The organism is Asticcacaulis sp. (assembly GCF_051956075.1).
GTDB lineage: Bacteria > Pseudomonadota > Alphaproteobacteria > Caulobacterales > Caulobacteraceae > Asticcacaulis.
Map to the genome: position 1 here is coordinate 43387 of NZ_JBQCGA010000037.1, position 26100 is coordinate 69486.

At 63.7% G+C, this 26100-nt stretch carries 19 protein-coding genes; 14 read left to right on the forward strand and 5 right to left on the reverse strand.

Going from position 1 to position 26100, the window contains the following annotated elements; all coding sequences use genetic code 11:
- Positions 1 to 723 precede the first annotated feature (723 nt).
- The 3 genes from ACTHLA_RS10380 to ACTHLA_RS10390 form a co-directional block, all read right to left on the reverse strand.
- Positions 724 to 2115: an efflux transporter outer membrane subunit gene (locus tag ACTHLA_RS10380; RefSeq protein WP_440188430.1), complete on the reverse strand. Its 1392-nt coding sequence runs from the start codon at positions 2113 to 2115 to the stop codon at positions 724 to 726.
- Complete coding sequence (locus ACTHLA_RS10385) at positions 2108 to 5332, reverse strand: efflux RND transporter permease subunit (protein ID WP_440188433.1); 3225 nt, start codon at positions 5330 to 5332, stop codon at positions 2108 to 2110. The genes ACTHLA_RS10380 and ACTHLA_RS10385 overlap by 8 nt, the downstream gene beginning before the upstream one ends.
- 223 nt (positions 5333 to 5555) lie before the next feature.
- Positions 5556 to 6740, reverse strand: coding sequence for an efflux RND transporter periplasmic adaptor subunit (locus tag ACTHLA_RS10390; protein ID WP_440188436.1), 1185 nt, complete (start codon positions 6738 to 6740; stop codon positions 5556 to 5558).
- A 319-nt stretch (positions 6741 to 7059) separates the two neighbouring features.
- Here ACTHLA_RS10390 and ACTHLA_RS10395 point away from each other — a divergent pair, with 319 nt between their 5' ends.
- The 14 genes from ACTHLA_RS10395 to ACTHLA_RS10460 all read left to right on the forward strand — a co-directional run bounded on the left by ACTHLA_RS10395 (position 7060) and on the right by ACTHLA_RS10460 (position 24636).
- On the forward strand, positions 7060 to 7782 hold the full coding sequence (locus ACTHLA_RS10395; RefSeq protein WP_440188439.1) for a TetR/AcrR family transcriptional regulator: 723 nt from the start codon (positions 7060 to 7062) through the stop codon (positions 7780 to 7782).
- A gap of 446 nt (positions 7783 to 8228) precedes the next feature.
- A complete protein-coding gene (locus tag ACTHLA_RS10400; protein ID WP_440188442.1) occupies positions 8229 to 11306 on the forward strand; it encodes a TonB-dependent receptor in 3078 nt (1025 codons plus the stop codon).
- A gap of 99 nt (positions 11307 to 11405) precedes the next feature.
- Positions 11406 to 12656: an alginate lyase family protein gene (locus ACTHLA_RS10405; RefSeq protein ID WP_440188445.1), complete on the forward strand. Its 1251-nt coding sequence runs from the start codon at positions 11406 to 11408 to the stop codon at positions 12654 to 12656.
- A gap of 1 nt (position 12657) precedes the next feature.
- A complete protein-coding gene (locus ACTHLA_RS10410) occupies positions 12658 to 14514 on the forward strand; it encodes a hypothetical protein (RefSeq protein ID WP_440188448.1) in 1857 nt (618 codons plus the stop codon).
- Position 14515: 1 nt separating this feature from the next.
- Positions 14516 to 15706, forward strand: a complete 1191-nt coding sequence (locus ACTHLA_RS10415; protein ID WP_440188451.1) for a DUF4861 family protein — start codon at positions 14516 to 14518, stop codon at positions 15704 to 15706.
- 141 nt (positions 15707 to 15847) lie between these two features.
- Entirely contained in the window at positions 15848 to 16663 is an 816-nt protein-coding gene (locus ACTHLA_RS10420) for an IclR family transcriptional regulator (RefSeq protein WP_440188454.1), read from the forward strand.
- 147 nt (positions 16664 to 16810) lie between these two features.
- Complete coding sequence (locus ACTHLA_RS10425; protein ID WP_440188457.1) at positions 16811 to 17302, forward strand: heme-binding protein; 492 nt, start codon at positions 16811 to 16813, stop codon at positions 17300 to 17302.
- A gap of 5 nt (positions 17303 to 17307) precedes the next feature.
- On the forward strand, positions 17308 to 18138 hold the full coding sequence (kduI, locus tag ACTHLA_RS10430) for a 5-dehydro-4-deoxy-D-glucuronate isomerase (protein WP_440188460.1): 831 nt from the start codon (positions 17308 to 17310) through the stop codon (positions 18136 to 18138).
- A 28-nt stretch (positions 18139 to 18166) separates the two neighbouring features.
- The gene (locus ACTHLA_RS10435; RefSeq protein WP_440188463.1) at positions 18167 to 19300 is read left to right on the forward strand and encodes a glycoside hydrolase family 88/105 protein; all 1134 of its coding nucleotides are present in this window, start codon (positions 18167 to 18169) and stop codon (positions 19298 to 19300) included.
- 1 nt (position 19301) lies between these two features.
- On the forward strand, positions 19302 to 19895 hold the full coding sequence (locus ACTHLA_RS10440) for a nucleotidyltransferase family protein (protein WP_440188466.1): 594 nt from the start codon (positions 19302 to 19304) through the stop codon (positions 19893 to 19895).
- Positions 19896 to 19952: 57 nt separating this feature from the next.
- Positions 19953 to 20582, forward strand: coding sequence for an aldehyde dehydrogenase iron-sulfur subunit PaoA (paoA, locus tag ACTHLA_RS10445; RefSeq protein WP_440188468.1), 630 nt, complete (start codon positions 19953 to 19955; stop codon positions 20580 to 20582).
- Complete coding sequence (locus ACTHLA_RS10450) at positions 20579 to 21529, forward strand: FAD binding domain-containing protein (RefSeq protein ID WP_440188471.1); 951 nt, start codon at positions 20579 to 20581, stop codon at positions 21527 to 21529. The genes paoA and ACTHLA_RS10450 overlap by 4 nt, the downstream gene beginning before the upstream one ends.
- A 3-nt stretch (positions 21530 to 21532) precedes the next feature.
- Positions 21533 to 23722 carry an aldehyde oxidoreductase molybdenum-binding subunit PaoC gene (paoC, locus tag ACTHLA_RS10455; RefSeq protein ID WP_440188474.1) on the forward strand — a complete coding sequence of 730 codons (2190 nt, stop codon included), beginning with the start codon at positions 21533 to 21535 and terminating at the stop codon, positions 23720 to 23722.
- 8 nt (positions 23723 to 23730) lie between these two features.
- On the forward strand, positions 23731 to 24636 hold the full coding sequence (locus ACTHLA_RS10460; protein WP_440188477.1) for an XdhC family protein: 906 nt from the start codon (positions 23731 to 23733) through the stop codon (positions 24634 to 24636).
- Here ACTHLA_RS10460 and cobA read toward each other — a convergent pair.
- Positions 24614 to 25501: a uroporphyrinogen-III C-methyltransferase gene (cobA, locus tag ACTHLA_RS10465; RefSeq protein ID WP_440188479.1), complete on the reverse strand. Its 888-nt coding sequence runs from the start codon at positions 25499 to 25501 to the stop codon at positions 24614 to 24616. The two genes, ACTHLA_RS10460 and cobA, sit on opposite strands and share 23 nt — an antisense overlap.
- A gap of 52 nt (positions 25502 to 25553) precedes the next feature.
- Positions 25554 to 26100, reverse strand: a 547-nt coding sequence (locus tag ACTHLA_RS10470) for a (2Fe-2S)-binding protein (RefSeq protein WP_440188482.1), incomplete at its 5' end; no start/stop codon positions are given.

Here is a 26100-nt window from a genome sequence, read left to right on the forward strand (position 1 = left end):
CGCGTCGAACCGGGCGTCAGAGTCTTTGGCGCCAGGCGTGTCATCCTTGCGCCGTGCACGCGGTTTGCGAATATGAGAACCGGCCTGAAGCCGCCGCTCAAAAAATCGGGCAGGATTATGGAATGTCCATGCGCCGACGCATACCGGCATGCGATTGCCTCGCTATAGCCACGTCGCGCTGGAAGCGCTTCGAAGCTTCGAGGCGGTTTTTACGATTCTCCCTGTCTCTAGCGCCGTCTGCACAAATTATAATGCCTACGGATCTTTTTTTATGAGTCCGTCAAAAATACGCACTTGTTGCAAGGATATGCAATTGAAAGCGATATCCCGCCTTCATTACGTAAATGTAATGTTGCATTATTGATACAGGTATATGGAAGGCGCTTTCAAATTTGAAACCAATGCGCCTATTATAGACAGTATGTTTTATAGACCTATATTCAGTTTAAAAGAAAGTCTTAAACAGAAACGTTTATGCCAAACACGTTCATACTATAGAAATGATGCAATAATCGGTGTGAAGGGCCGGGTATGCGCGTATAATTTAGTCGGAGTATTTTTTCTGAAAATCTCTGTCAGGCTGGCGGGCTCGCCTGAAACTCAGACAAATAAATGTGCGGAAAGCGTCAGATGTACGCAAATACAGCACGTACGCAGAATTCAAGGGGGGCAAGCCCCAGGCGACGCGACGAGTCCCGCTGCAGCATCGTCTGAGGCTTTTTTTTAATTCGTCCCGCCCCAATCGCCGCCGATGGCGCGGATCAGGGCGATGCTGGCCTGATATTGGGCCGCTCTGACTCTGAGGGCTTCGCGCCGGATGCTCAGCAAGGCGCGTTCGGCGTCGAGGACTTCCAGTTGCGAGGAGGAGCCTTCGCGGTAGCGCGTCTGCGACAGGTCGTAGGCGCGCGAGGCCGAGGCGACGGCGTCGGTTTCGGCCTGTTCCTGCCGCCGCAGAGAGTCGAGATCGGACAGACTGTCCTCGACCTCCTGCACGGCGACGAGGGCGTTCTGGCGATAGCTGGCGAAGGCGGCGTCGAGGCCGCCCTTGGCGTAGTCGATATTGGCCTTGCGCGCCCCGCCGTCAAATACGGCCTGCGACAGGGCCGCCGCCAGCGTAAAGGTCGCCGAGGCCGGGTCGAACAGGCTGGCGGTCTTCGGCGAGGCGTAGCCGCCCTCCGCGGTCAGGCTGAGCGAGGGCAGCCACGCCGCCTTCGCCACCCCGACGCGCTGGGCGGCGGCGTTGAGGTTTGCTTCGGCGGCGATCAGGTCGGGGCGGCGGTTCAGCACGTCGGACGGCAGACCGGCGGGGACGGCGGGGACCGTTCCGGCCCAGGGTTGTTGCGCCCAGCGCTGCGCCTCCAGCTCGAATCCGCTGGCCGGTTCGCCGACCAGAACGGCCAGGGCGTGCAGGGCCTGCGCGCGCTGCTGATCGAGTGCGGCGGCGGCGGCCTCGGTCGCGGCGACCGCGGTCGTCCTGCGCGCCAGATCGAGTTCGGCGACATCGCCTTCGTCATAGCGATGCTGGGTGACGGCGAGGCTCTGACGGTAGGCGTCGAGCGTCTCCGCCACGATGGCGCGGTCCTCGTCGAGCGCGCGCAAGGCAAAATAGCTTTCGGCCACGCGCGACTGGATCAGCAGTTGCGCGTCTTTCAGAAGGGCGGCGCTGGCCGTGGCGTCATAATTGGCGGCTTTGGCGGCGCGGTTCAGACGGCCGAACAGATCGACCTCATAGCTGAGATCGGCGTTGACCGTATGGACATTGGCCGCCTTGCCCGGCGGTTGCAGATAGGTCGAGCGCGACGGGCTGTAGCCGACAGATAGCTGCGGCCACAGGTCCGAACGGGCGGAGCCCAGAAGGGCGCGCGCCTGCTCCAGATGCGCCGAGGCCAGCGCCACATCGTTATTGGCGCTCATGGCGCGCGCGATCAGCCCGTCCAGCGCGTCGTCGTGGAAGATCAGCCACCACTGACCGGAAGCGGGCGCGGGGGTGGCGGCGACGGATTGCGGGCCGGCAAAGGCGGCGGGCGGGGCGGGCAGGGCCGCCTTATCAACCGGAGCTGTGGCGCAGGCGCTCAGGAGGATCGCCGCAGAGGCGAAGGTGAAGACTTTAAGCATGAGAAGATTCCTCGGAACGGGCGGAAGCCTCGTGCGGGATTAAAGGATCGTCCTCGCCCTCGAAGGTCGAGGTGTGCGCCTTGAGCGGACGGTTGCCGCTGAGGGCGCGCAGGAGGACATAGAAGAAGGGCGTCAGGAACAGGCCGAGGAAGGTGGCGCCGATCATGCCGGCGAACACCGCAACGCCCATGGCCTGCCGCATCTCGGCCCCCGCGCCGTGCGAGAAGACCAGCGGCACGACGCCCATGATGAAGGCGAACGAGGTCATCAGGATCGGGCGCAGACGCAGGCGGCTGGCGCGCACCGCCGCCTCCATCGGGCTGAGGCCGGACAGCTCCAGTTCGCGCGCGAACTCCACGATCAGGATGGCGTTCTTGGCCGACAGGCCGACCAGCACGAACAGGCCGATCTGGGTGAAGATATTGTTGTCCGAATGGGTGAGGAAGACCCCGATCATAGCGGACAACAGACCCATCGGCACGATCAGCAGGATCGACAGGGGCAGGACCACGCTTTCATACTGGGCCGCCAGCACGAGGAAGACGAGCAGGATGACCAGTGGGAAGATGACCGCCGAGGAATCGCCCGCCAGGATCTGCTGATAGGTCAGTTCGGTCCATTCAAAGCTGACGCCCTGCGGCAGGGTTTCGCGCGCCAGCTTTTCGATGGCGGCCTGGGCCTGGCCCGACGAATAGCCGGGGGCGGGCGCGCCGTTGATGTCGGCGGTCAGGAAGCCGTTATAGCGGCTGGCCGTGACCGGGCCGTAGGAGGGCTGGACTGTCATCACGGCTGACAAAGGCACCATCTCGCCGCTCGATGAGCGCACCTTCAGATTGCCGATGTCCTCCGGCGTGGCGCGATAGGGCGCGTCGGCCTGGACACGGACGCTGTAGGTGCGGCCGAAGCGGTTGAAGTCGTTGACATATTGCGAGCCGAGATAGACCTGCATGGTGGCGAAGATATCGCTGACCGAAACGCCGAGTTGTCGCGCGCGGGTGCGGTCGATATTGGCGAAGACCTGCGGGACATTGATCTGGTACGAGGAATAGACCCCGGCCAGTTCTTTGGTCTGGTTGGCCTTGGCGACGAAGGCCTTGACCGCCTTGTCAAGCGCGGCATAGCCGAGCGCGCCGCGATCCTCCAGTTGCAGCTTGAAGCCGCCCGTGGTGCCAAGGCCCAGCAGCGGCGGGGCCGGGAAGGCGACCACGTTCGCGCCTTGAATGCCGGCGAACTTGGCGTCGAGCGCGCCCGCGATCGCGCCGGCGCTCTCGGCCTTGCCATGACGTTCGGCGAAGGGCTTGAGCGGCAGGAAGACGACCGCCTGATTGGAGGCGATGGTGAAGCCGTTGATCGACATGCCGGGGAATTCGATGGCGTGCGCCACGCCCGGCTGTTTCAGGGCGATGTCGGAGACCTGGCTGGCCACGGCCTCCGTGCGGTCGAGCGTCGCGCCGTCCGGCAGTTGCACCATGCCGACCAGATAGGCCTTGTCCTGCTGCGGGATAAAGCCGCCGGGCACGATCTGGAACATCAGGTAAGCGCAGCCCGCCAGCACGGCGTAGAGGCCGAGCATGGCGGCCTTGCGCGAGGCGACGCCGCCGACCGTCTTGCCATAGGCGTCCGAACCGCGATGGAACAGGTCGTTGAAGCGGCGGAACAGGCCGCCGAGCATCGCGTCCATGAAGCGCGTCAGGCCGTCCTTGGGCTGATGATGGCCCTTGAGCAGCAGGGCCGCCAGGGCCGGGGACAGGGTCAGGGAATTGACCGCCGATATCACGGTCGAGATGGCGATGGTCAGCGAGAACTGACGGTAGAACTGACCCGACAGGCCGGTGATGAAGGCCAGCGGCACGAAGACCGCGACCAGCACCAGCGCGATGGCGATGATCGGACCTGAGACTTCGCGCATCGCCTGATAGGTGGCGGCGCGCGGGCTCTTGCCCATCTCGATATTGCGCTCGACGTTTTCGACCACGACGATGGCGTCATCGACCACGATGCCGATGGCCAGCACCAGTCCGAACAGGGTCAGGGTGTTGATGGTGAAACCGAACAGATGCATGACCGCGAAGGTGCCGATGATCGAGACCGGGACCGACAGAAGCGGGATGATTGAGGCGCGCCAGGTCTGTAAGAACAGAATGACGACGATCACGACCAGCAGGATGGCTTCGAGCAGGGTGTGGATGACCGAATTGATCGATTCCTGCATATATTCGGTCGTGTCATAGGCGATGCGGAAATCGACGCCTTCGGGCATGGATTTTTTCAGCTCCGCCATCGCAGCGCGCACATCGTGCGACACCTGCAGGGTGTTGGCCCCGGCAGTCAGGAAGATCGGGATGCCGACGGCGGCCTTGCCGTCGAGCAGGGAGCGCAGGGAATAGTCGGACGCGCCCATTTCAACGCGCGCCACATCGCCGAGCCGGGTGACAGAGCCATCCGCGCCGGTCTTGATGATGATGTCGGCGAAGTCTTCCGGCGTCTTCAAACGCCCTTCGGCATTGACCGACAATTGCAGCACATTGCCAGGCAGGCCGGGTGAGGCCCCGACGGAGCCTGCGGCGGCCTGCACGTTTTCGGAGCGGATGGCGTTGACGACATCATTGGCCGACAGGCCGCGCGCGGCGACCTTTTGCGGATCGAGCCAGACGCGCATGGCGTAATCGCCGCCGCCGAACATCTGGATCGGACCGACGCCCTTGATGGCCTGCAAGCGGTCCTTGATGTGGATCAGGGCGTAGTTGCGCAGGTAATTCACGTCATAACGTCCATTGGGCGAGACGATATGCACGACCATGGGCAGGGCGGACTGGCTTTTCTGCGTGGTGACGCCGAGCGCGCGCACGTCTTCGGGCAGACGCGCCTCGGCCTGCGACACGCGGTTCTGCACCATCTGCTGCGCCAGGTCCGGGTCCGTGCCCAGCTTGAAGGTGACGGTGAGCGTCATCGTGCCGTCAGTCGTCGCCTGCGACGACATGTAGAGCATGTTCTCGACGCCGTTGACCGACTCTTCGATCGGGGCGGCGACGGTTTCGGCGATCACCGAGGGAGAGGCGCCCGGATAGACGGCGCGCACCACGATCTGCGGCGGCACGACTTCGGGATATTCCGACACGGGCAAGGTCTTGAGCGCCAGCAGCCCCATGACGAGGAGAAGGACGCTGATCACCCCGGCGAAGATCGGCCGGTCGATGAAGAATTTGGACAGGTTCATGAAAGTGCCCCCTTGATATGGGCTGAAACAGATAATCTTTCCCCTCTCCCCTCCACGCGGGGAGAGGACGAGAGCCGAGCCGTCAGGCGAAGGCGATCGGGTGAGGGGGTGTGCGCCGGTTAAGTGCAAGCGTCGGGCGGCCCCTCACCCGACCCTCTGCGCCCTGCGGGCTTGCAGGTCGTCCTCTCCCCATGGTCATGGGGGAGAGGGGGCGTAAGGTGGTTTAGGCGCTGGGTTGCGTGGGCAGGGCGGCGACCTGTTCGGCGACCGTCGCGCCGGGGCCGATATGCTGCACGCCGTCGATCACCACGCGGTCGCCGTCATGCAGGCCGTCGGTGACGACGCGCAGGCCATTGCCGAGCGATGCGCCAAGCTTGACCTCGCGATAGGCGACCTTGTGGTCCTTGCCGACGACATAGACGAAACGCTTGTCCTGATCGGTGCCGATGGCCAGTTCCGATACGACAATCGCCGGATGCGTCGCCGCTTCGCCGAGGCGCACGCGCACGAACTGACCGGGGATCAGCCGCCCGTCGGCATTGTCGAACACGGCCCTGACGCGCAATGTGCCGGACGCGCTGTCGAACTGGTTGTCGATCAGTTGCAGATGGCCGTTCAGGGTCTGGCCGCCGTCATCGAGCGTGACCGGCACGCGCGTGAGCTGGGCCTCGCCGCCCTCTTGACGCAGATCGCCGAGCATCTGGTCGATCACGCCTTCGTCGGCATCAAAGCTTGCATAGATCGGGCTGACTGAAACAAGGCTGGTGAGGGCCTGGGCCTGCGGCCCGGCGGCGACGAGATTGCCGACCGTGACTTCGATGCGGCCGACGCGGCCCGACACCGGCGCGCGCACCTGAGTGTAGCTGAGATTAAGATTGGCGACCTGCAAATGCGCGCGGGCGGCGTCGAGACCGGCCTCGGCGGCCTTTAAGTCATTGGTCTTGCTCTCCAGTTCCGACTGGGCGATGGCGTGATCGCCGAACAGGCGCTGGGCGCGCGCCTGTTCGGAGGCGGCCAGGGTCAGACGGGCCTGGGCGGCGACGACGTCGGCGCGCGCGCTGGCCGCCTGCGCCTCATAAGGCGCCGGGTCGAGGGTGACCAGCAGATCGCCAGCATGGACCAGCGCGCCTTCGCGGAAATGAATCGCCTTGATCATCCCATCGACGCGCGGGCGGATATCGACCCGGTCCACGGCTTCGAGATGGCCGGAAAAATCATTCCAGGCGGTGATGTTCTGCGTCTTGACGATAGCGACCGTGACAGGGGCGGCCTGCTGGGCGGCTTGCGAATGGGCCTCGCCGCCAGAGGAGAGGGCGGCGACGCTGACCGCGCCCGCCAGGGCGATGACGGCGGCGGAGATCAGCAGGGGCTTGGCGTAGGGCCGGTGGAGAAGGGACAGATAGGGCATGGGGGCGCCTTTGGTATCTTGGGGGAGGAGGCTGGGTTTGCGGCTTGATATGCGCTCGCGAACACCCATTTATGTACTGGTTCGCAAATTAATAGGGACGGCGGGCCATCTTGTAAACATATTTTTGTACCAATTCGCACAAAAATATGTTTTGCCTTGGATTTCAGGCGCAGACCGCCGTTCGCGCCCTATGGGCGGCGAGGCTGGAAAAGATCGTAAAACGACGCTAATGTGACGATAAGGATATAGAGCCGAGGTCGCCGAAACCTGTCAGCAGGCATGTCAGCGGGCATGGGGCCAAACGGAGTGTTGCGTAAACATGGAAACCCTGGAAGCGAAAACCGCTGGACTTTTCGACCTCGAACCGAACGATTGCGGCGGTCAGGCCGTGGATTCCGCCGCGTGCGGCGCGGGCCTGAAAAAGCGCGGACGGCCCAGGGCCTACGATCCTGACCAGGTGCTGGAGCAGGCGCTGGAAGTTTTCTGGCAAAAGGGTTTCGCCGCCACCTCACTCGACGATCTGGTCGAGGCGACCGGCGTTAACCGCCCCAGCCTCTATGCCGGTTTCGGCGATAAGGAGGCGCTTTATATCAAGGCGATGGCGTTTTATCAGAATCGCCTGCGCGCCCAACTCGACGGCATTCTGACCTGCAATGGTCAGGGCGATACGGTGCGCGCCATCATCGACCGCTATTTCGACATTCTGATTCGCGCCTATACCGGCGAGGCCGACCACCCCTTAGGCTGCGCCTTTATGTGTACGGCCCTGACCGACGCGCCGCAGCACGAGTCGATCCTCGACATGCTGCAACGGACCATCGAGAATTTCGACCGCCGCTTCGAAGACTTTTTCACCGCGGCGCAAACCTGGCGCTGCTTGCCCGCCGAGGCCGACCCCAGGGTGCTGACCCAGATGGTCAGCGGCCTGACCCAGAACCTTCTGGTGCGCGCCAGAGCCGGCGCTGGTCGCGCAGAGCTAACGGGCATCGCCCGCAAGACGACAGAATTCCTGTTCCCGGACATCCGCCCGACCTCGAATTAGGCGAGCTTTGCGTATCTTAAATCGGTGCGCGGGTTCATATATGGAGACGCGGGCGGGTTTCCCTTCCTGCAGGGCCCTGCGTTGGCGCGTCCCGGTTTCACGATTTTCTTCTCGCCCAGGTGTCTGAATTCAGGCATAAATGCGTCAGGACGCCGCCGCAGGCGCAATGGCGCGCCACGGCGCTGATCCGCGCAGGCTTTTGTTTCAATTATCGGGACAATTTCAGCGGCGCGAAGCGAACCCGTCACGAAGCGGCCCCGACATTGTCCCGATTATAGATACGGCATCCGTTAAAATGTGACATAAGCGCCACGGAAAGACGGCAAGGCGCGCAAATGCGCCCAAAATAACGTACCTATATATGAATTGCTGTTGCGTTTATCGTCATTTCAAAGCTGTATAACAAAAAACCCGCATGCGGCGGGAACAACAAGCAGGGATAAGAAATGACCAGATCACGCTTTTCGGCGCCGTCGCGCGCCCTCATGTCGGCCAGCGCGCTCGTCCTGACCTTGGCGCTCGCCGGCGCCGCCCATGCTCAGGATGCAGCGCCTGCCCCATCCACATCCGCCTCTGCAAAAGATGACACGCTCGTCGTTGTTACCGGTTTCCGCAAGGCCTATGCCGACGCCATTCACACCAAGCGCGACAGTATTGAGATCGTCGATTCCATCAATTCCGACGGTCTGGGCCGCTTCCCTGACCTGAATGTCGGCGAGGCGATCCAGCGCATTCCGGGTGTGCAGCTTAACCGCGAGGCCGATTCCCGCAACGCCACCATCTCTTTGCGCGGCCTGCCCGGAACCTTCGCGCGCACCACTTTGAACGGCGGCGCCTTCGCCGATCCGATTCTCGGCAGCGCGACCAACGCCGCCTCAACGCCGCTGGGCGCCTTCGATTCCGATATCTTTTCCTCGATTGCAGTGGTGAAATCCCCGGACGCCTCGGATATGGCGGGCGGCCTGTCGGGCAATGTCGATCTGCGCATCGCGCCCGCTCTGTCGCGAAAAGACGGCAAGTTCTTCAAGCTGTCCGAGGAATACGACACGCTTGGCAAGCTGGCCAGCCCCTCGATTACCTTCGGGATCAACCATCATTTCAGCCCCGATCTCGCGGTCTTCGGAACCATCGCCTACAAGAGCGAAAAGTTCCGCCGCGACTCGATCTCGGTCAATACCTGGGCCAACAAGCTCGGCGCCATTCAGGTCGGCAACCAGCAGAAGGCGGGGCAAAATCCGGTCTATGACGCGCTGGCGGCGCAATATCCGGGTGGGATCTATTATCCGTCGCAGGTGCGCCAGTTCAGCCGCAACAATGTCGGCCACCTTCTGTCGGGCGCAGCGGGGTTTGAATGGAACGCCAACGCCAACTGGAAACTGGGCGTCACCGGCTTCTACACCGAACGCAATCTCGACCAGGGCACGAACGACCTGCAATATATCAATACCGATGCGGGCAAGGGCAGCAATTCGTCGCTGAGTTCGTCCTCCAAGGTCGTGCATTTCACCGAACTGGGCGATCCCTATACGGTCGATACGCCCAACGGAACGCGCGCCTATATCAATTCCTTCACCGCCGAGAATGTCGCAACCTATGACTCAACGCGCTCGGAACCGGCCAAGGAATCGACCTGGTCCGTCAACCCAAGCTTCAGCTTCCATAACGACACATGGCGGCTGGACGGCGAGGCGACGATTTCGCGCGCCGAGGTGCTGGCCAACCAGATCGAGCTGGACGTGGTGCAGAACCCGTACAAGAATCTCAGCGGTCTGAACGGCAATGTCGCCTCGGTCTATACCGGCGGCGACGATCTCAGCAACGCCGTCTATTCACTGACTACGCCGAACACGACCCATATCAGCCCCGGCGGCTACCCGGTCGCCTCCGCCGCCAATCAGGCGACGCAGGCGGGCGACGCGCTCGGCAACAAGTTCGGCGTCAGCGGCACCAATGGCCACGCCGACAACATCCTCAACGCCGTCCAGCTCGACGCCGAGCGCTTCTTACCCGAAGGCGGCTTCTTCTCCAGCGTCCAGTTCGGCCTGCGCTATGAACAGGGCCGCTACAAGTCCACCGGTTCGCGCAACTCGTCGCTGGGGACGCAGACCCAGAACATCACTTCGGACATGGTCCACGCCGAACCGGCGACGAAGGACTTCTTCGACGGCAATGCCCAGGGCATGAACAGCAACTGGTTCCAGGCCGACGTTAACCAGATCCTGGCCGCTATTACCCCGATCGACCCGTCGCAACTGCCTGCGCAGTACGCCATGACCAGCGATGACGGCGTCTTCCTGACCCCTTACGGCGTGGTCAACAACTATTGGGATCCGAACTACTGGAACAACAATTTCACCAATGAGAACGACGTCGCCTCCCTCTATCTGATGGGCAAGTTCAAGAGCCAGGTTTTCAGCATTCCCGTGCGCGGCAATATCGGCGTGCGCTATGAGGACACGCAGAACCGCATTGTCGCTCTGGACTGCGTGAACTGCGACAAATCGACGGCCACGGCGCCGGCGCCGGTCAATCACAGCATGGAGACGCGCACCTACAAGAACCATTACGATTACGCGCTGCCGTCCTTTATTGTGGCGGCGGACCTGACGAATGATCTGGTGCTGCGTTTCGCCGCCTATTCGACCTATGTGCGTCCGCAGCCGCGCGACACCGTGCCGACCACGGGCGTTTTGTCGCCGGAGCCGACCGACACCGTGCCGACGACCTATTACACCAACCCCAGCTATAATGTGACGCTCGGCGCGACCAATCTGAAGCCCTACACCTCCGACTCGTTCGACCTGTCGCTGGAATGGTACAACCGCCCGGGCGGGCTGGTGGCGCTTGACGTGTTCGAAAAGAAGATCAAGGGCTATATCGGGCCGATCACCGATGCGAACGTGCTGTGCCCGTCGGACGGCAAGATCAACGGCGTCGATTACGGCCTTGGCGCCCTGACCATTTCCAATGGCCAGTGCCTGAGTTCCAACACCTTCCCCGACTCCTCGGGAACCAATGTGCAGGCCACCGTCAGGGTCAGCGGCCAGACCAATCTGACCCCGCTGACCGTCGATGGGGTCGAGTTCAATGTGCAGCAGAATTTCGACTTCCTGCCGGGTTTGTGGAAGAATTTCGGCGGCGCGTTCAACTATTCCTACACGACCGTATCGGGCAAGGACGCCAGCGGCGCCAAGCTGACCCTGCCGGGCGTGTCGAAGAACAATCTCAACCTGATCGGCTATTACGAAACCAAGAAATTCGGCATCCGCCTCGTCTATAATTATCGCGGCGAATACGATCTGGCCGCGGGCAACACCTTTGTCGGCGACGCGCGCACTGTTCGCGCGCGCAGCCAGCTCGACGCCTCGGCCTCCTATCATATCAACAAGATGTGGAGCGTGTCGGTCGATGGCTTCAACCTGACCGACGCCATGCGCGCCGAATATGAAAACGATCCGATGTTGCCGCGCCGTCTCGACTATGACGGACGCACCTACGAAGTGACCCTACGGGCGAATTTCTAGTTCTCCCGCCCGTACCCTGGCCGTCCTGCGCGCTTGCGGGACGGCCTTTTTTTCTCGCCTTCGTCGCGGCGGCGGCGTTCAGTTTTTGCGGAGCCGCAAATGCGCCTGTTCTCATTTTTACTATCCGGCCTGACCGTTTCCTGTCTCGTCCTTGCGGGGGCGCCCGCCTTCGCCGCGCCCTCATGCGACGGCGTCAACGGCTATGCCGCCGAGGGTCAGCGCACCTTCTTATGGCGGCCCGACGCGATGGCGTCCGTAGCCGTCGACCTCAAGACCGATCCGGCCTACGCCGCCTTGCTGAAAGAGGCCGACGCCGACCTGCACAAGGGGCCGTGGAGCGTCACCGACAAGACGCACGCAACGCCCAGCCATGATCCGCACGACTATATGAGCATCGCCCCTTACTGGTGGCCCGATCCGGCGCAGCCCAATGGCGAGCCCTATATCAATCGCGATGGCCGGGTGAACCCGGAACGCGCCACCGAGGCGTTCGACCGCACGCGACTGGGCGAGATGAGCGAGGCGGTTAAGACCTTGGCCCTGGCCTATCACTATAGTCATGACGCGAAATATGCAGCGCGCGCGGCGGAGATTTTGCGCGTCTGGTTCCTTGACGCCAAGACGCGCATGAATCCGAACATGAATTTCGCTCAGGGCGTACCGGGCCGGACGCCGGGGCGCTCCTACGGTATCATCGACGCCGCCAATTTTCTGGATGTGACCGAAGCGATCGGCCTGTTGCAGCCTTCGGGCGCGCTGAGCCCGGAGGAGACAACGGGCCTGAAGCAATGGTTCGGCGATTTCGCCGACTGGATGGTTACGAGCGACAACGGCAGGACCGAGCGTGACGCTAAGAACAATCACGGCATATGGTACGACCTGCAACTGACCGACTATGCGCTGTTTTCCGGGCGCGCGGATCTGGCGAAGGAGGTCGCGTCGGCCTTCGCGCAGCGCCGCCTTGAACCGGAAATGGCGATGGATGGATCGCTCCCCCAGGAGCTGGCGAGAACGCGCTCCTTCCACTACAGCACCTGGACGATGCAGGCCGTCTATGACGAGGCGGCGCTGGCGTCTTGCGTCGGCGTCGATCTGTGGAACTGGAAGGCCGCGGATGGACGCTCCTTGTGGCTGGCGACCGATTTCCTCGCGCGCTACGCTGGTCATGAAGGCGACTGGCATTGGCAGGAGATCGCCATGAATACGGACGATCTCTATGAGGCGCTTTTGCGCGCGGCCTGGGGCTATAAGGACCGCTCGCTTGACGCCAAGGCCGATATCTACCGAAAGACCTATGCGACGGCGCCCATCAATCTGATCTATCCGCCCCTGCCGGCGAAGGGCCAGTAGGATGCGTCGCGCATTCCTGCTCGCGACATTGGCGATGGCTTCGTGCGCCGCGCCTGTCTTCGCCCAGAACCTTTCGGCGCCGATGAACGCGACGGTCCGCCTGCGTCTTATGCCGCAGACCGAAGCGCTGCTGGAGCAGGTGATGACGCAAGGCCGGACCTTACGCCTCGACGGTCAGGACGTGTTCGGCGCCGGTGACAAGTTCTTGGGCGGCAAGATCGCCGACGGCATGGCCTTCGTCATCGTCGGCATGGACAAGGACGATCCGCGTCTTCCCCGCTACGAGGCCGGGTTTCGCAAGCTGGCGCAACTGACTCTGCACGACAAGCTGACGACCTGGGGCATCTATTATTATATGCAGGCCCTGGCCAAGTTGAAGGACGCCGGACGGCTGGAGGCCTGTCTCGATCCGCAGACATTGGCGGCATTAAAGACGAAACTCGACTGGCGCAGCTTCGTCGATCCGGATTTCAGACTGATCGACCTGCCCAACAACTATTACGGCGTCGCCTTCAGCATCGCGCAACTGCGCCACAAGCTCGGCTGGGAGGACGCCAGCGGCATGACCACGCTGCTGGATAAGACGCTGGCGCATTATCGCACCTACTCGCAGTACGGCTTCGCCGACGAAACCGACGGGCAGGGGCGTTTTGACCGTTACAGCATCCTGCTGATCGGCGAGTTGTCGCAGCGCTATATCGAGGCGGGCCTGACGCCGCCGCCGGATGTGCGCGACTGGCTGCGTGAGTCCGCGAAGGTCTTGCTCTTGCGCCTTAACGAAGAAGGCGACGGCTTCGAATATGGCCGCAGCATCGGACCCTATGGCGAGACGGCCTTTCTCGAAGTCTTAAGCGCGGCGGCGACGCTGAACCTCCTGACGCCGCAGGAGCGCGACGCGGCCTATAGCTACAGTTCGATCGTCGCACAGCGCTACATGGACTTTTGGGTGGATGGGCGGACGGGTTCGGTCAACATGTGGGAAAAAGGACGAAAAACCGACGATTATCGCGGAAAAAACCGCATTCTCGGCGAAAATTTGAGCCTTGCCCGACAATATATCTACACCAACGCCGAATGGAACGCGCTCGGCTATCGCGACGTCGCCCCGACAACCGATCTTGCCGCCTGGCGCGCCGCGCAACCGCCTTTGACCCTGACCTGGTTCGCCAAAGGCGACTATGATCGCGCTCTGGTGACAGTGATCGACGATCAGAGGCTGTTCGGCCTGCCGCTGATCAATGGCGGAGAGGACCAGCATAATCATTCGCCCTATTTTCCGCTGCCGTTTTCACCGGACCTGATCAGCGGCGTTCCTGACGGCGCCGCGCCGCAACTGATTGTGCGCTTTACACTGGCCGACGGAACTGAGCTTGAACCTTTGAGCTATTTCCGTGACGTCGAAGCGCATGCCCTGCCAGGCGGCGGCGCGGAAGTGCGCTACGACCAGGCGAAGATGGACCGTCTGGGTCAAAAAACGCCGCAGCCGGATGCGCGTCTGGCGGCGCGCACGCTTTATCGTTTCTCGAAAGGCGAAGTGACGCGCGAGGATGTTTTCACGCCCGCCGCGCCGTTGGACGTCGCCGCCATCGACCTTGAATTCGCCAGTTACAGCATGACGGCGCATCTGAGCCATGAGGCGGACGCATGGCGCGTCAGCTATGGCGACGGCGCGGCGATAAGCTTTACGATTCAAGGCTTGCAGACGTGCGCGCTCACTCCGGTCGATGACCCCGCCTACCGCACCCCGACCGGCGCGTTTCACAGCCTGTTGCGTTGTCGCTCCGGCGGCGCCACCCTGACGCAGCCGCTGCGGATCAGCTGGCGGCTCACCTATAACGCTACCGGAAGGACGCCCTGACATGACCCGACTGGCCCTGATGACCTGCGCCGCGCTCTTTCTGCCTGCGACGCTTCACGCCCAGACCTTCACGGTGACGAATCCGCTGAATGCGGCGCAAAGCGATGCGGTGGTGGACATTCCCATGCCGGACGCCAGCGGCGACTGGTGCGTGAAGGTCGGCGCTACAATCGCGCCCGCGCAAGCGATCAGCGAAGACGGACATAGTTTCGTCCGCTTCGTCATGCCGCTGGCCGCGAACCAGACCGCGCAGGTCGCGCTGGCCAACAAGGCCGCCCCATCGTCGCCGCCGCGCGTCATGGCGACGCTGAAGGTGCAGGTCGGCGGAACCTTGCAGGGTGACGCCATCAAGGGCGGACACTTCGAGGATCGCACAAGCTTCACCCCTTCGTCCGACCACTTCATCCACGACGGCCTGATCGCCTTTGAGGGCATAGGCTGGGAATCGGACCGCGTCGGCTACCGGCTTTATCTCGATAAGCGCAACGTCACCGACCTGTTCGGCAAGTTCGGGCCGGACCCGGTCTTTCCCTATATCGGACGCGGCTTTGACGATTATCAGTATCCGCGCGGCTGGGGCGGCGACATCTATAAGGTCGGCGATGCGCTCGGCGTCGGCGGCCTTGGCTTTCTGCGCGACGGCAAGGCGACCCAGACCGGGCCGAATGTTATTACTGGCAAGGTGCTGGCCACGGGGCCTGTGACCGCCAAGGTCGAGGTGGACGCCGACAAAATCAGCGGCGGCGGAGGTCAACTTCACGCCACCTACGCGATCACGGCGGGCGGCGCTTTGACCGAGGTGCGCGCCGAGGCGAAATCCATGGACGCGCCGTTGCTGACCGGCCTGACGGTGCATCCGGGCGATGACCTTATCCGTTCCGCGCCGGAAGACGGCTCGTCCTGGGCCTATATCGGCGTCTGGGGACCGCAGGAGCATGGCCCCGACGATATCGGCACGGCGGTGTTCTACCGCACGGATGCGGTGACGGGCGCCGCCGTCGATGACGGCCAGACCCTCTATCTGCAATTCCGCCAGCCGCAGGCGCACTATTATTTTGCCGGACGCTGGGTGCAGGAAAACAAGGACATTGCGGGCTATATGGGGGCGGTCAGGGACGAGGACGGCTTCAAGGCGTGGCTGGAGGCGACGCGTCAAAAGCTGGCCCATCCCGTCACGGTCAAGGCGCGATAGGGGGGCGGCCTTGCGCGCGGCTGGAGATATCATTTATAGTCACGGGACATATATATCCGGTACGCAGACCCGCGCATGGTCCTGTTTACCCCGTTTACGCCGGACGCGCCGCCGTACCCATATCGCCATGAGCCTTTCGCTATGAAAAACATCGCCGCTGCCGACCTTGACGCGCCCGCCGCCGATGAGGAGGGCGAAACCGCGCGCGGCGCTGGCGGCGCCCTGACCCTGATGCGCGGTCTGGACGTGCTGGACCGGGTCGCGCGTGGCGACAATACGCTCGGCAAGATCGCCAAGTCGCTGGGTCTGAACAAAAGCACGGTTCACCGTCTGGCCACCACCCTGGTCGAGATGAAATATCTGATCCTGTCGCCGCGCGACGGCTACAGCCTCGGCGCCAAGCTGCTGGAGCTGGGCTGGGCGGCGTCGCAGCAGATCACCATGACGCGCATCGCCCATCCCTTCCTGCTGAAACTGGCCGCCGACACCGGCGATACGGTCAATCTCGGCGTGCTGGACAACGAGCAGGTGCATTATATCGACAAGATTCCCGGCACGCGCCGCATTCAGGTGCGCTGCGTGATCGGCGAGCGCCAGCCCTTACGTCCGACAGGTCTTGGCAAGGCGCTTTTGATCGACGCCGACGAGGAGGCTTTGCGCGACGTCTATATGCGCGAGGCGCGCGACCAGCCGCAGTATCGCTACGATCTCAAATCCTGGCTGGAGGTCATGAAGGACTATGCGACGCATGGCTATGCGCTCGACCTTGATGAAAACGAAGACCGCATCCGCTGCGTGGCGGCGCCGATCCGCGACATGACCGGCAAGATCGCCGCCGCGATCAGCGTGTCGAGCGCCCAGCAATATATGGACGATGCGCGCATGCGCACCTTGCGCGAATACGTCAAGGAGACGGCGCTCGCCATCAGCCGCGAACTGGGTTATTCAGGCGATTAAATCCCTATAATCGGAACGATGTGCGCGCGTCATTCCGCAATGTACGCGATAAAGCATCATTTCAATCTGAAACGCTGTATCTATATATTGAACGCCATATCCTTATATGTTACGCCTTGCGCAATAAACATATAAGGGGAGGCGCGCATGCGTTCCGGACTGGTGTTTCTTGGCCTGATGCTGGCCGCGCCCGCTGTGGCGCAGCCCGCCTATACGGTTCAGCCGCAACCGACGCTTGCCCAGGCGCAGGCCCTGGGGCAGGCGGCCTTGTCGGCCTGTCAGGCCAGAGGCTATGCGGCCAGCGTCGCCGTGGTCGATAGCGCGGGCCGGGTCAAACTGGTGCTGCGCGCCGATGATGCGCCCAAGCCGCCGGTCGCCGCGCCGCTCAAGGCCGCCGCCGCCGCCCATTATGATCTGCCCGGCTCGGTCATGGAGCCGCGCACCCATACCGACGCGGCCTTCGCCGCCGAGCTGGAGGCGCATAAGGACATCTATAATCCGCACGCCGGATCGCTGCCCCTGCACGAAAACGGACGATTGATCGGCGCTCTGGCCGTCGCGGACGTTCCGCATGAGGTCGCCGACGCCTGCGCGCGCGAAGCGCTTTCGAGCGCGGGCGGCGGTATCTCTACGCCGTGACATCCATGTACCGCAACACTTTTTACGCCACGCATCCGAAGGCGATGGACGGCGCCAGCAACGCCGCCTTACGCGAAATGTACCTGATCGACGACCTGTTCGCGCCGGGCGAACTCCGGCTCAACTATGTGCATCAGGAGCGCATGATCGTGGGCGGCGCCGCGCCATTGAAGTCCGCCTTGCGCCTGCCGTCTCAGGACAACAGCGCGCCGTTTCTCGAACGTCGCGAACTGGGCGTCATCAATATCGGGACGGGACTGGGCGTGGTCAGCGTCGATGGCGTGGCCCATGAGGTCGGTCCGCTGGACGCCCTCTATATCGGCATGGGCGCGCGTGAGGTCGCTTTCCGAAACGTCGCCCCCGGCCCGGCGCGTTTTTATCTCGCCAGCACGCCCGCGCACGCCGCGCACCCCACGCAGCTATTGTCGCGTTCCGCCGCCCGTCCGCTCAAACGCGGCGAAGCCGAGGGCGCCAATGAGCGGCTCATCTATCAGTACATCGCCCCACAGAGTTGCGGCTCGGCGCAACTGATGATGGGCCTGACCCTGTTGAAGTCCGGCAATGTCTGGAACACCCTGCCGCCGCACACGCATGAGCGTCGCTCCGAGGTCTATTTCTATTTCGACATGGCGCCGGATAAGCCTTTGTTTCATATCATGGGCCGGGACGACGAGACGCGCCATATCGTCGTGCGCAACGAGCAGGCGGTGATCTGCCCGCCGTGGTCGCTGCATATGGGGGTCGGGGCGGCGGCCTACGCCTTTATCTGGGCGATGGGCGGCGAAAACCTTGACTATGACGATATGCAGAGCGTTGATTTAAGCCAACTGGGCTGACCGACACGCCCCGACCGGAGGAGCCTTCATGACGTCTTTAAAATCCCTGTTGCTGACGGGCGCGCTGGCGCTCCTGCCGGTTATGGCTCAAGCCGCCGATCCGTCACCATCTGCCGCCATCGCGCTGGCGGAAAAGGTTGGCGATTATCAATTGGCGACGCTTGCGGGCGAGCAGGGCTCAAAAGACGCCCGCAACGCTGATCCGACCGGCTGGGTGCAGGGCGCCCTGTTCGTCGGTTTGAGCGCTCTGGCGGATCACAGCGAACGCCCTGAGTTCAAGCAGGCGATCATGGCGCGCGGCGCGGCGACCGGCTGGGCGCTGGGTGCGCGGACCTATGACGCCGACGATTATGTCATCGGCCAGAGTTATCTGTGGGCGGCGACGCATGGCGCGGGCGATGCGGCCATCGCCCCGACGCGGGCGCGGCTCGACGCCGTTCTGGCCAATCCGCCTAAGAACGATCTGACCTTCGTTGACGACGGCAAGACCTGCCGCGATCGCTGGTGCTGGGCGGACGCCCTGTTCATGGGGCCGGCGGTTTGGCTGGGCATGACAAAGCTGACCCATGATCCGGCTTATGCCGACTACGCCAAGTCGGAATTCGAGGCGACCACGGCCAAACTCTACGATAAGGATGAGCATCTCTATTATCGCGACAGCCGCTTCTTCACCCGCCGCGATGACAATGGCCAAAAGCTGTTCTGGAGCCGGGGCGACGGCTGGGTGTTCGCTGGGCTCGCCAATATGATCAGGCTCCTGCCAGAAGGCGACCCTGAACGCGCCAGGATGGTGGCGATCTTCCGCCAGATGGCGGTCAAGCTCAAGGCGATCCAGAAGGCGGACGGCTACTGGTCGCCGTCGCTGCTCAGCGATCCGAAGACCTCCTTGCCGGAATCGAGCGGCACCGGCTTTTACACCTATGGTTTCGCCTGGGGGATCAAGGCCGGGATTCTGGACGCCGCCGCGTATGAGCCCGTCGTGCGCAAGGGTTGGGACGCGCTGACGGCCTCGGTGCATCCCGACGGCAAGCTCGGCTACGTCCAGCCCGTCAGCGACCGCCCCGACGCCGTCACCTATGACGATACGCAACTCTATGGCGTCGGCGCCTTCCTGCTGGCCGCCACAGCGGTGGCCGACCTCGATCTGCCGCCGGAAAAGTGACGTGCAGACGGCTTTGATCGTGCTGGCGGCGGGGCAGGGGCGGCGCTTCGGCGGCAACAAGCTGCTGGCGCGCCTGAACGGGCGGCCTCTGGCGCGTTACACCGCCGCCTGCGCGGGCAGTTTTCCATTTATCGAGACGATCGCGGTCACTTCGCAAGCCGATGACGAACTGGCGGAGATCTTTCTGGCGCGTGGCTTTAAGACCTTCGCGAATACGGCGCCGGAGGCGGGACTTGGCCTGTCGCTGCGGCTGGGCCTTGAAGCGACGACGGCGGAGGCGGTCTTTGTGCTGCTGGCCGATATGCCGTGCGTTCCGGCGGCGATCTTTCCCGCCTTGTCGCAGAAGCTGACTGACGATGATCTCGACGCCGTGCGGCCGCTTTATAAGGGACAACCCGGCCATCCGGCGCTGCTGCGTCGGCGCTGTTTTCACGCTTTGCAAGGCGAGGCGGGGGCGGCGACGCTGTTCCATGACGACAGATTTCGCACCGGTTTCATCGACAGCGATGACAAGGGCGTGATTGAAGACGTGGACACGCTTGCCGACCTCGCGCGCTTGCAGCAATTTAATGATGCGACCAAAGCCGATTATTGAATTTGTCTCGCCTGACGCCCCTAGAATGCCGCAGGCGCCATTCGCCGGAGGAACTGCATGAAGCGGTCTGATGATCCCGAATTCACAAGACGCGGCGTGCTGATCGGCTCAACCGCCGTATCTCTGGCCCTGTCGGCGCCGCTGGAGGCGCAAAGCCAGCCCGTTTCAGCCCCGCCGAGCCGTATGCAGGTCCATCTCCTCGTCAACGATCAGCCGCAGAGCCTTGAGCTGGATACGCGCACGACCCTGCTCGACGCGCTGCGCGAGCATCTGAACCTGACCGGCACGAAGAAGGGCTGTGATCATGGTCAGTGCGGCGCCTGCACGGTGATCGTCAACGGACGGCGCATCAATTCGTGCCTCAGCCTGGCCGTCATGCACGAAGGCGACAAGGTCACGACCATCGAAGGGCTGGGGACGCCTGACAATCTGCACCCGATGCAGGCCGCCTTCATCCGCCATGACGGCTATCAGTGCGGCTACTGCACCTCCGGTCAGATCTGCTCGGCGGTGGCAACGCTTGGCGAAATCCGCGACGGCGCGCCTAGCCACGTCACCGAAGACCTCGATCGTGTCAGCCTGAGCGACGCCGAGCTGCGCGAGCGCATGAGCGGCAATATCTGTCGCTGCGGCGCCTATTCCAATATTATCGACGCGATCCAGGACGTCGCCGGAGGCGCGGCATGAGGGCCTTCACCTTTGAGCGCGCCGAAAGCCCGCAACAGGCGGCGCAGGCTATGGCAAGTCACAAGAACGCGAAATTCATCGCCGGCGGCACCAATCTGCTCGACCTGATGAAGCTGGAGATCGAGACGCCTGCGCACCTGATCGACGTCAACGGCCTGAAACTGGACGCCATCGCGCCGACCGATGAGGGTGGCCTGCGCGTCGGCGCTCTGGTGCGCAACAGCGATCTGGCCGCCGATGCGGGGGTGCGCAAGGACTATCCGCTGCTGACGCGCGCTCTGGTCGCGGGGGCGTCAGGGCAGTTGCGCAACAAGGCGACGACGGCGGGCAATCTCTTGCAACGCACGCGCTGCCCGTACTTTTATGACACCAATCAGGCGTGCAACAAGCGCGAACCGGGCAGCGGCTGCGCGGCGCTCAAAGGCGTCAGTCGACAACTGGCGATCATTGGCGGCAGCGAGGCCTGCATCGCGACCCATCCCAGCGACATGGCCGTCGCCATGCGCGCGCTCGACGCTACGGTTGAGACGATCGACGCGGCGGGCAAGACGCGCAGGATCGCCATCGCCGACTTCCATCGCCTGCCCGGCAGGACGCCGCATATCGAGACCGCGCTCATGCCCGGCGAGCTGATCACCGCCGTCACCCTGCCAAGGCCGGTCGGCGGCAAACAGGTTTATCACAAGGCGCGCGACCGCGCCTCCTATGCGTTCGCCCTGGTGTCGGCGGCGGCCATTCTCCAGCCGGACGGATCGGGGCGCGTAGCGCTGGGCGGCGTGGCGCCCAGGCCGTGGCGCGTCGAGGCCGCCGAGGCGGAGCTGCCGAACGGCGCCAAAGCCGTGACCGAGAAACTGCTGGCGGGTGCGTCGCCGACCGACCAGAACGCCTTCAAGATCGCGCTGGCGGAACGGACGCTGGCCGGTATTTTGTCGCAGGCGAGGGCCTGAGCCATGAAGTTTGATACGCCCGCCACGCAAAACCCGATCGACCAGCTCAGGATCGTCGGCAAGCCGACCGACCGCATCGACGGCAAGTACAAGACCACCGGGACCGCGCCCTACGCCTATGAGCGTCATGATGTCGTGAAAAATCCCGCCTACGGCTATGTTCTGGGCGCTGCGATCGCCAAAGGCCGCCTCGTGGCGATGGACCTCAAGGCCGCCAGGGCCGCGCCCGGCGTGCTGGCCATTGTCACGGCTGAGACGGCGGGCAAGCTGGGCAAGGGCCATAGCAACACCGCCGCCCTGCTGGGCGGACCCGACATCCAGCACTATCATCAGGCGGTCGCCATTGTCGTGGCTGAGAGCTTTGAACAGGCGCGCGCGGCGGCGCACCTGATCCGGGCGCGCTATGTCAAAACGCCGGGCGCCTTCGATCTGGCTGACGCCAAATCCGACGCCAAGCCGCACCACGGCGTCGATAAGGTCGGCGATGTCGAGGCCGCCCTGGCCGCCGCGCCGGTGACGCTCGATGCGACCTATGCAACGCCCGACCAGTCGCACGCCATGATGGAGCCGCACGCCACCACGGCGGTCTGGGACGATGATCAGCTCATTCTTTACACCTCCAATCAGATGGTCAACTGGAGCCGGGGCGATGTGGCGCGCACCCTGAACATGCCCGTGGAGAAGGTGCGGCTGGTCTCGCCCTATGTTGGCGGCGGCTTTGGCGGCAAGCTGTTCGTGCGCGCCGACGCGGTGCTGGCGGCTCTGGGCGCGAAGGCTGCGGGCCGTCCGGTCAAGGTCGCGCTGACCCGGCCACAGATTTTCAACAACACGACGCACCGTCCCGCAACGCTCCAGCGCCTCCGGCTTGGCGCCAGCAAGGACGGCAAGCTCACCGCCATCGCGCATGAATCCTGGTCCGGCAATCTGCCGGGCGGCGGGCCGGAAACCGCCGTGCAGCAGACGAAGCTGCTCTATGCGGGGGCGAGCCGCCTGACCTGCGATTATCTGGCGGTGCTGGACCTGCCCGAAGGCAATGCGATGCGCGCCCCCGGCGAGGCGCCGGGCCTGATGGCTTTGGAGATCGCCATGGACGAGATGGCGGAAAAGCTGGGCCTCGACCCGGTTGATTTCCGCATCCGCAACGACACCCAGGTCGATCCCGAAAAGCCGGACCGTCCGTTCTCGCAGCGCCAACTCGTGCAGTGCCTGAAGACCGGCGCCGAACGCTTCGGCTGGTCGGCGCGTCAGGCGAAGCCCGGATCGGTCAGGCTGGGGCGCTGGCTAATCGGCCTCGGCATGGCGGCGGGCATTCGCAACAACCTCTCGATGAAGTCCGGCGCGCGCGTGAAGCTGGATCCGCAGGGTCATGTGACGGTCGAGACCGACATGACCGATATCGGCACGGGAAGTTACACCATTCTGGCCCAGACAGCCGCCGAAATGATGGGCGTTCCGCTTGATGCGGTGACGGTGCGGCTCGGCGATTCCGACTATCCGGTCTCGGCGGGATCAGGCGGCCAGTGGGGCGCCAACAATTCGACCGCGGGCGTCTATGCGGCCTGCGTCAAGCTGCGCGCGATGATCGCGCAGGCGCAAGGCATGGACCCGGACAAGGCCGTCTTCGCCGATGGTCAGGTCAGCGACGGCGGACGCTCGGTTTCCTTGGCCGACGCGGCGGGACCGGGCGGGCTGAGCGCCGAAGACGCCATCGAATATGGCGACCTCGACAAAACCTATCAGCAATCGACCTTCGCCGGGCATTTCGTTGAGGTCGGTGTTGACGCCTTTACCGGCGAAATCCGCATCCGCCGCATGCTGGCCGTCTGCGCGGCGGGGCGCATCCTCAACCCGAAATCGGCGCGCAGCCAGGTGATCGGCGCCATGACAATGGGCGCGGGCGCGACGCTGATGGAGGAACTCAGCGTCGATAAACGCCTCGGCTATTTCGTCAATCACGACCTGGCCGGTTATGAGGTTCCCGTTCATGCCGACATTCCGCATCAGGAGGTGATCTTCCTCGACGAGGCCGATCCGATTTCCTCGCCGATGAAGGCCAAGGGGGTAGGCGAGCTGGGCCTGTGCGGCGTTGGCGCGGCCATCGCCAATGCGGTCTATAATGCGACGGGCGTGCGCGTGCGCGATTATCCGGTCACGCTGGATAAGCACATTAAACATTTGCCGCAGATTGCGTGAGGGCGGATATGGCGGACGGGCAGGGGATAGATGAAGCGAAGCTGATCGCGCCGCCGGTTTATCAGGACTATGTGCTGGAGGCGCTGGCGGACTGGCGCGCCCAGGGTTTGAGGACCGCGCTCCTGACCCTGATCGGCCTTGAAGGCGGCGCCCCCCGTCCACTCGGCAGTCAGATGGCGGTGGCGGAGGACGGGCGCGCGGTTGGGGCGATCTCCGGCGGATGCGCCGAGCAGGCCCTGATTCTTGACGCCCTGGCGGCGATGAGGCGCGGTCAAAACCATGTCGAGCTTTACGGCGAAGGCTCGCGCTTCAAGGACATCATCCTGCCCTGCGGCGCGGCCATTCACGTTGGTTTCGACGTGACGCTGGATGAGGCAAGCCTGAACGCCCTGATCGCAGCCCGGCGGGCGCGACAGGACGGCCTCTATGTTTTCGAGGCGGATGGGATGCGCTTTGAGAAACGCTTCAGGCCGCAAACCCGGCTTTTGCTGTTCGGCGCCAGTCCCGTTCTGCCGTTCCTGATTCAGATGGCGCGTCTCAGCGAAGGCGAGGTCATGGCCTGGAGCCCCGATGCGATGGTGCGCGCCTGTACGGAAGCCTTGCCGCTGCATTCGGCGCAAGGCTGGGACGGCCCGCCGCCGGATGCGCACACCGCCGTCGTCTCTTTGTTCCACGACCACGCTTTCGAGCCGCCGATCCTTGACGCCGCCCTGCGTTCCGAAGCGTTTTACATCGGCGCGCTCGGTAGCCGCGCCACCCATGCGCGCCGCCTCGACGCCTTGCGCGTCATGGGGTGGGACGAGGCCTCGCTGACGCGCATTCACGCCCCGGTCGGCCTCGATATCGCCGCGCAGACCCCGCCTGAGATCGCGGTGGCGACCCTGGCGCAGATCATCGCGCACAGGCCGCGCTGACGCTTGCCGCCGTCGTGTCCAGCCGCGCATAGGCGAAGGCTGCGCCGACGCCGAGCAGGACCGGCCCGTCCCATGCGGCATCGGTGACCATGTCTGCAAGATCGGCGAGGCGACCACGCACAGCGCGCGCCGTCTCGCGTCCGGCGTTCTCGACCGCCATGACCGGCGTGGCGGCGGACCGTCCGGCGCGCAATAAAGACGCCTGAATATGCCCGGCGTTGTGCGAGGACATATAGAAGCACAGGCTGGCGGACGGGTCGGCCAGCAAGCCGTCGCGGAAGTCAATGGCGCCGTCCTGGCCGCGCCCGGTCAGGAAGGTCACCGAACGCGCTTCGCCGCGATGGGTGAGCGGAAAGGCGAACTGCGCCGCCGCCGCCGAGGCCGCCGTCACGCCGGGCAGGGTGCGGTGCGCTATGCCGTGGCGGTCCAGATGCAGGCGCTCCTCCTCGACGCGCCCAAACACGGACGGATCGCCGCCTTTCAGCCGCACCACATTCAGCCCGCGCCGCGCCAGCCGGACCATCAGCATGTTCGTCCTGTCCTGCGGAACGGATAGACGATCCCCGCGCTTGCCGACGCAGACCTTGACGCAGCGCTGCGGCAGAAGCGCGATGATCTCATCCGACACCAGCGCGTCGTAAAGCACCGCCTGGGCGCCTTGCAGCGCCTTGAGCGCCCCCAGCGTCAGGTGATCCGTGCCGCCGGGACCGGCGCCGCACAGGGTGACGAAGCCCGTTGGCGCGCCCGTGATCCCCCTCTCCCCGTTTACGGGGTGAGGACGAGCGCCGAGCGCAGCGACGGCGATGGGGTGCGGGGCGACTCCGCCAGTCACGGGCGTCGTCGTTACCGGCGAGGGACCCCTCATCCCACCCCTCTCCCCTTTAAAGGGGAGAGGGGACTGTGGAGGAACACCATCTTTATGCGACATGAGACGATTCCTTTGCGTGTTTCAGCAGGCATTGCTTCAGTTCACCCTTGCACGAGCCGCAGGCCGTACCGGCGGTCGTGGCCTCGCCGATGGCCTCAACGGTGAGGGCGCCATCGGCAATGGCGGCGGTGATGGTCTTTTCGCCGACGCTACGGCAGGCGCAGATGATGCGGCCCTTGTCTTCGACGCCCGGCAGGCGGCCGATCAGCAAGGCGGCGCGGTCCTCGTCGCTTAAAACCGCGTCGCCGAACCGTTCCAGCAGCCAGTCGCGCGGCGGCAGCTTTTTGTCGATCGGGGCCACGAAAATCACCCGCGTCAGCCGCCCGTCCTCAATGCGCACCCGCCGGGTCAATCCTGTCGCTGCATCGTCGAGCATCAGATTGACGTCGAAGCCGGAAATATCCATCGGCGCGATCCCGGCCAGTTCGAAACAATCGGCAAAGGCATGGCTGGAACGGCGCCACACGGCATCACCGAAATCCGGCAGTTCGCCGTCGAAATCACGCGGCGCCATAATGAAGCCGTGCCAGGTCTCA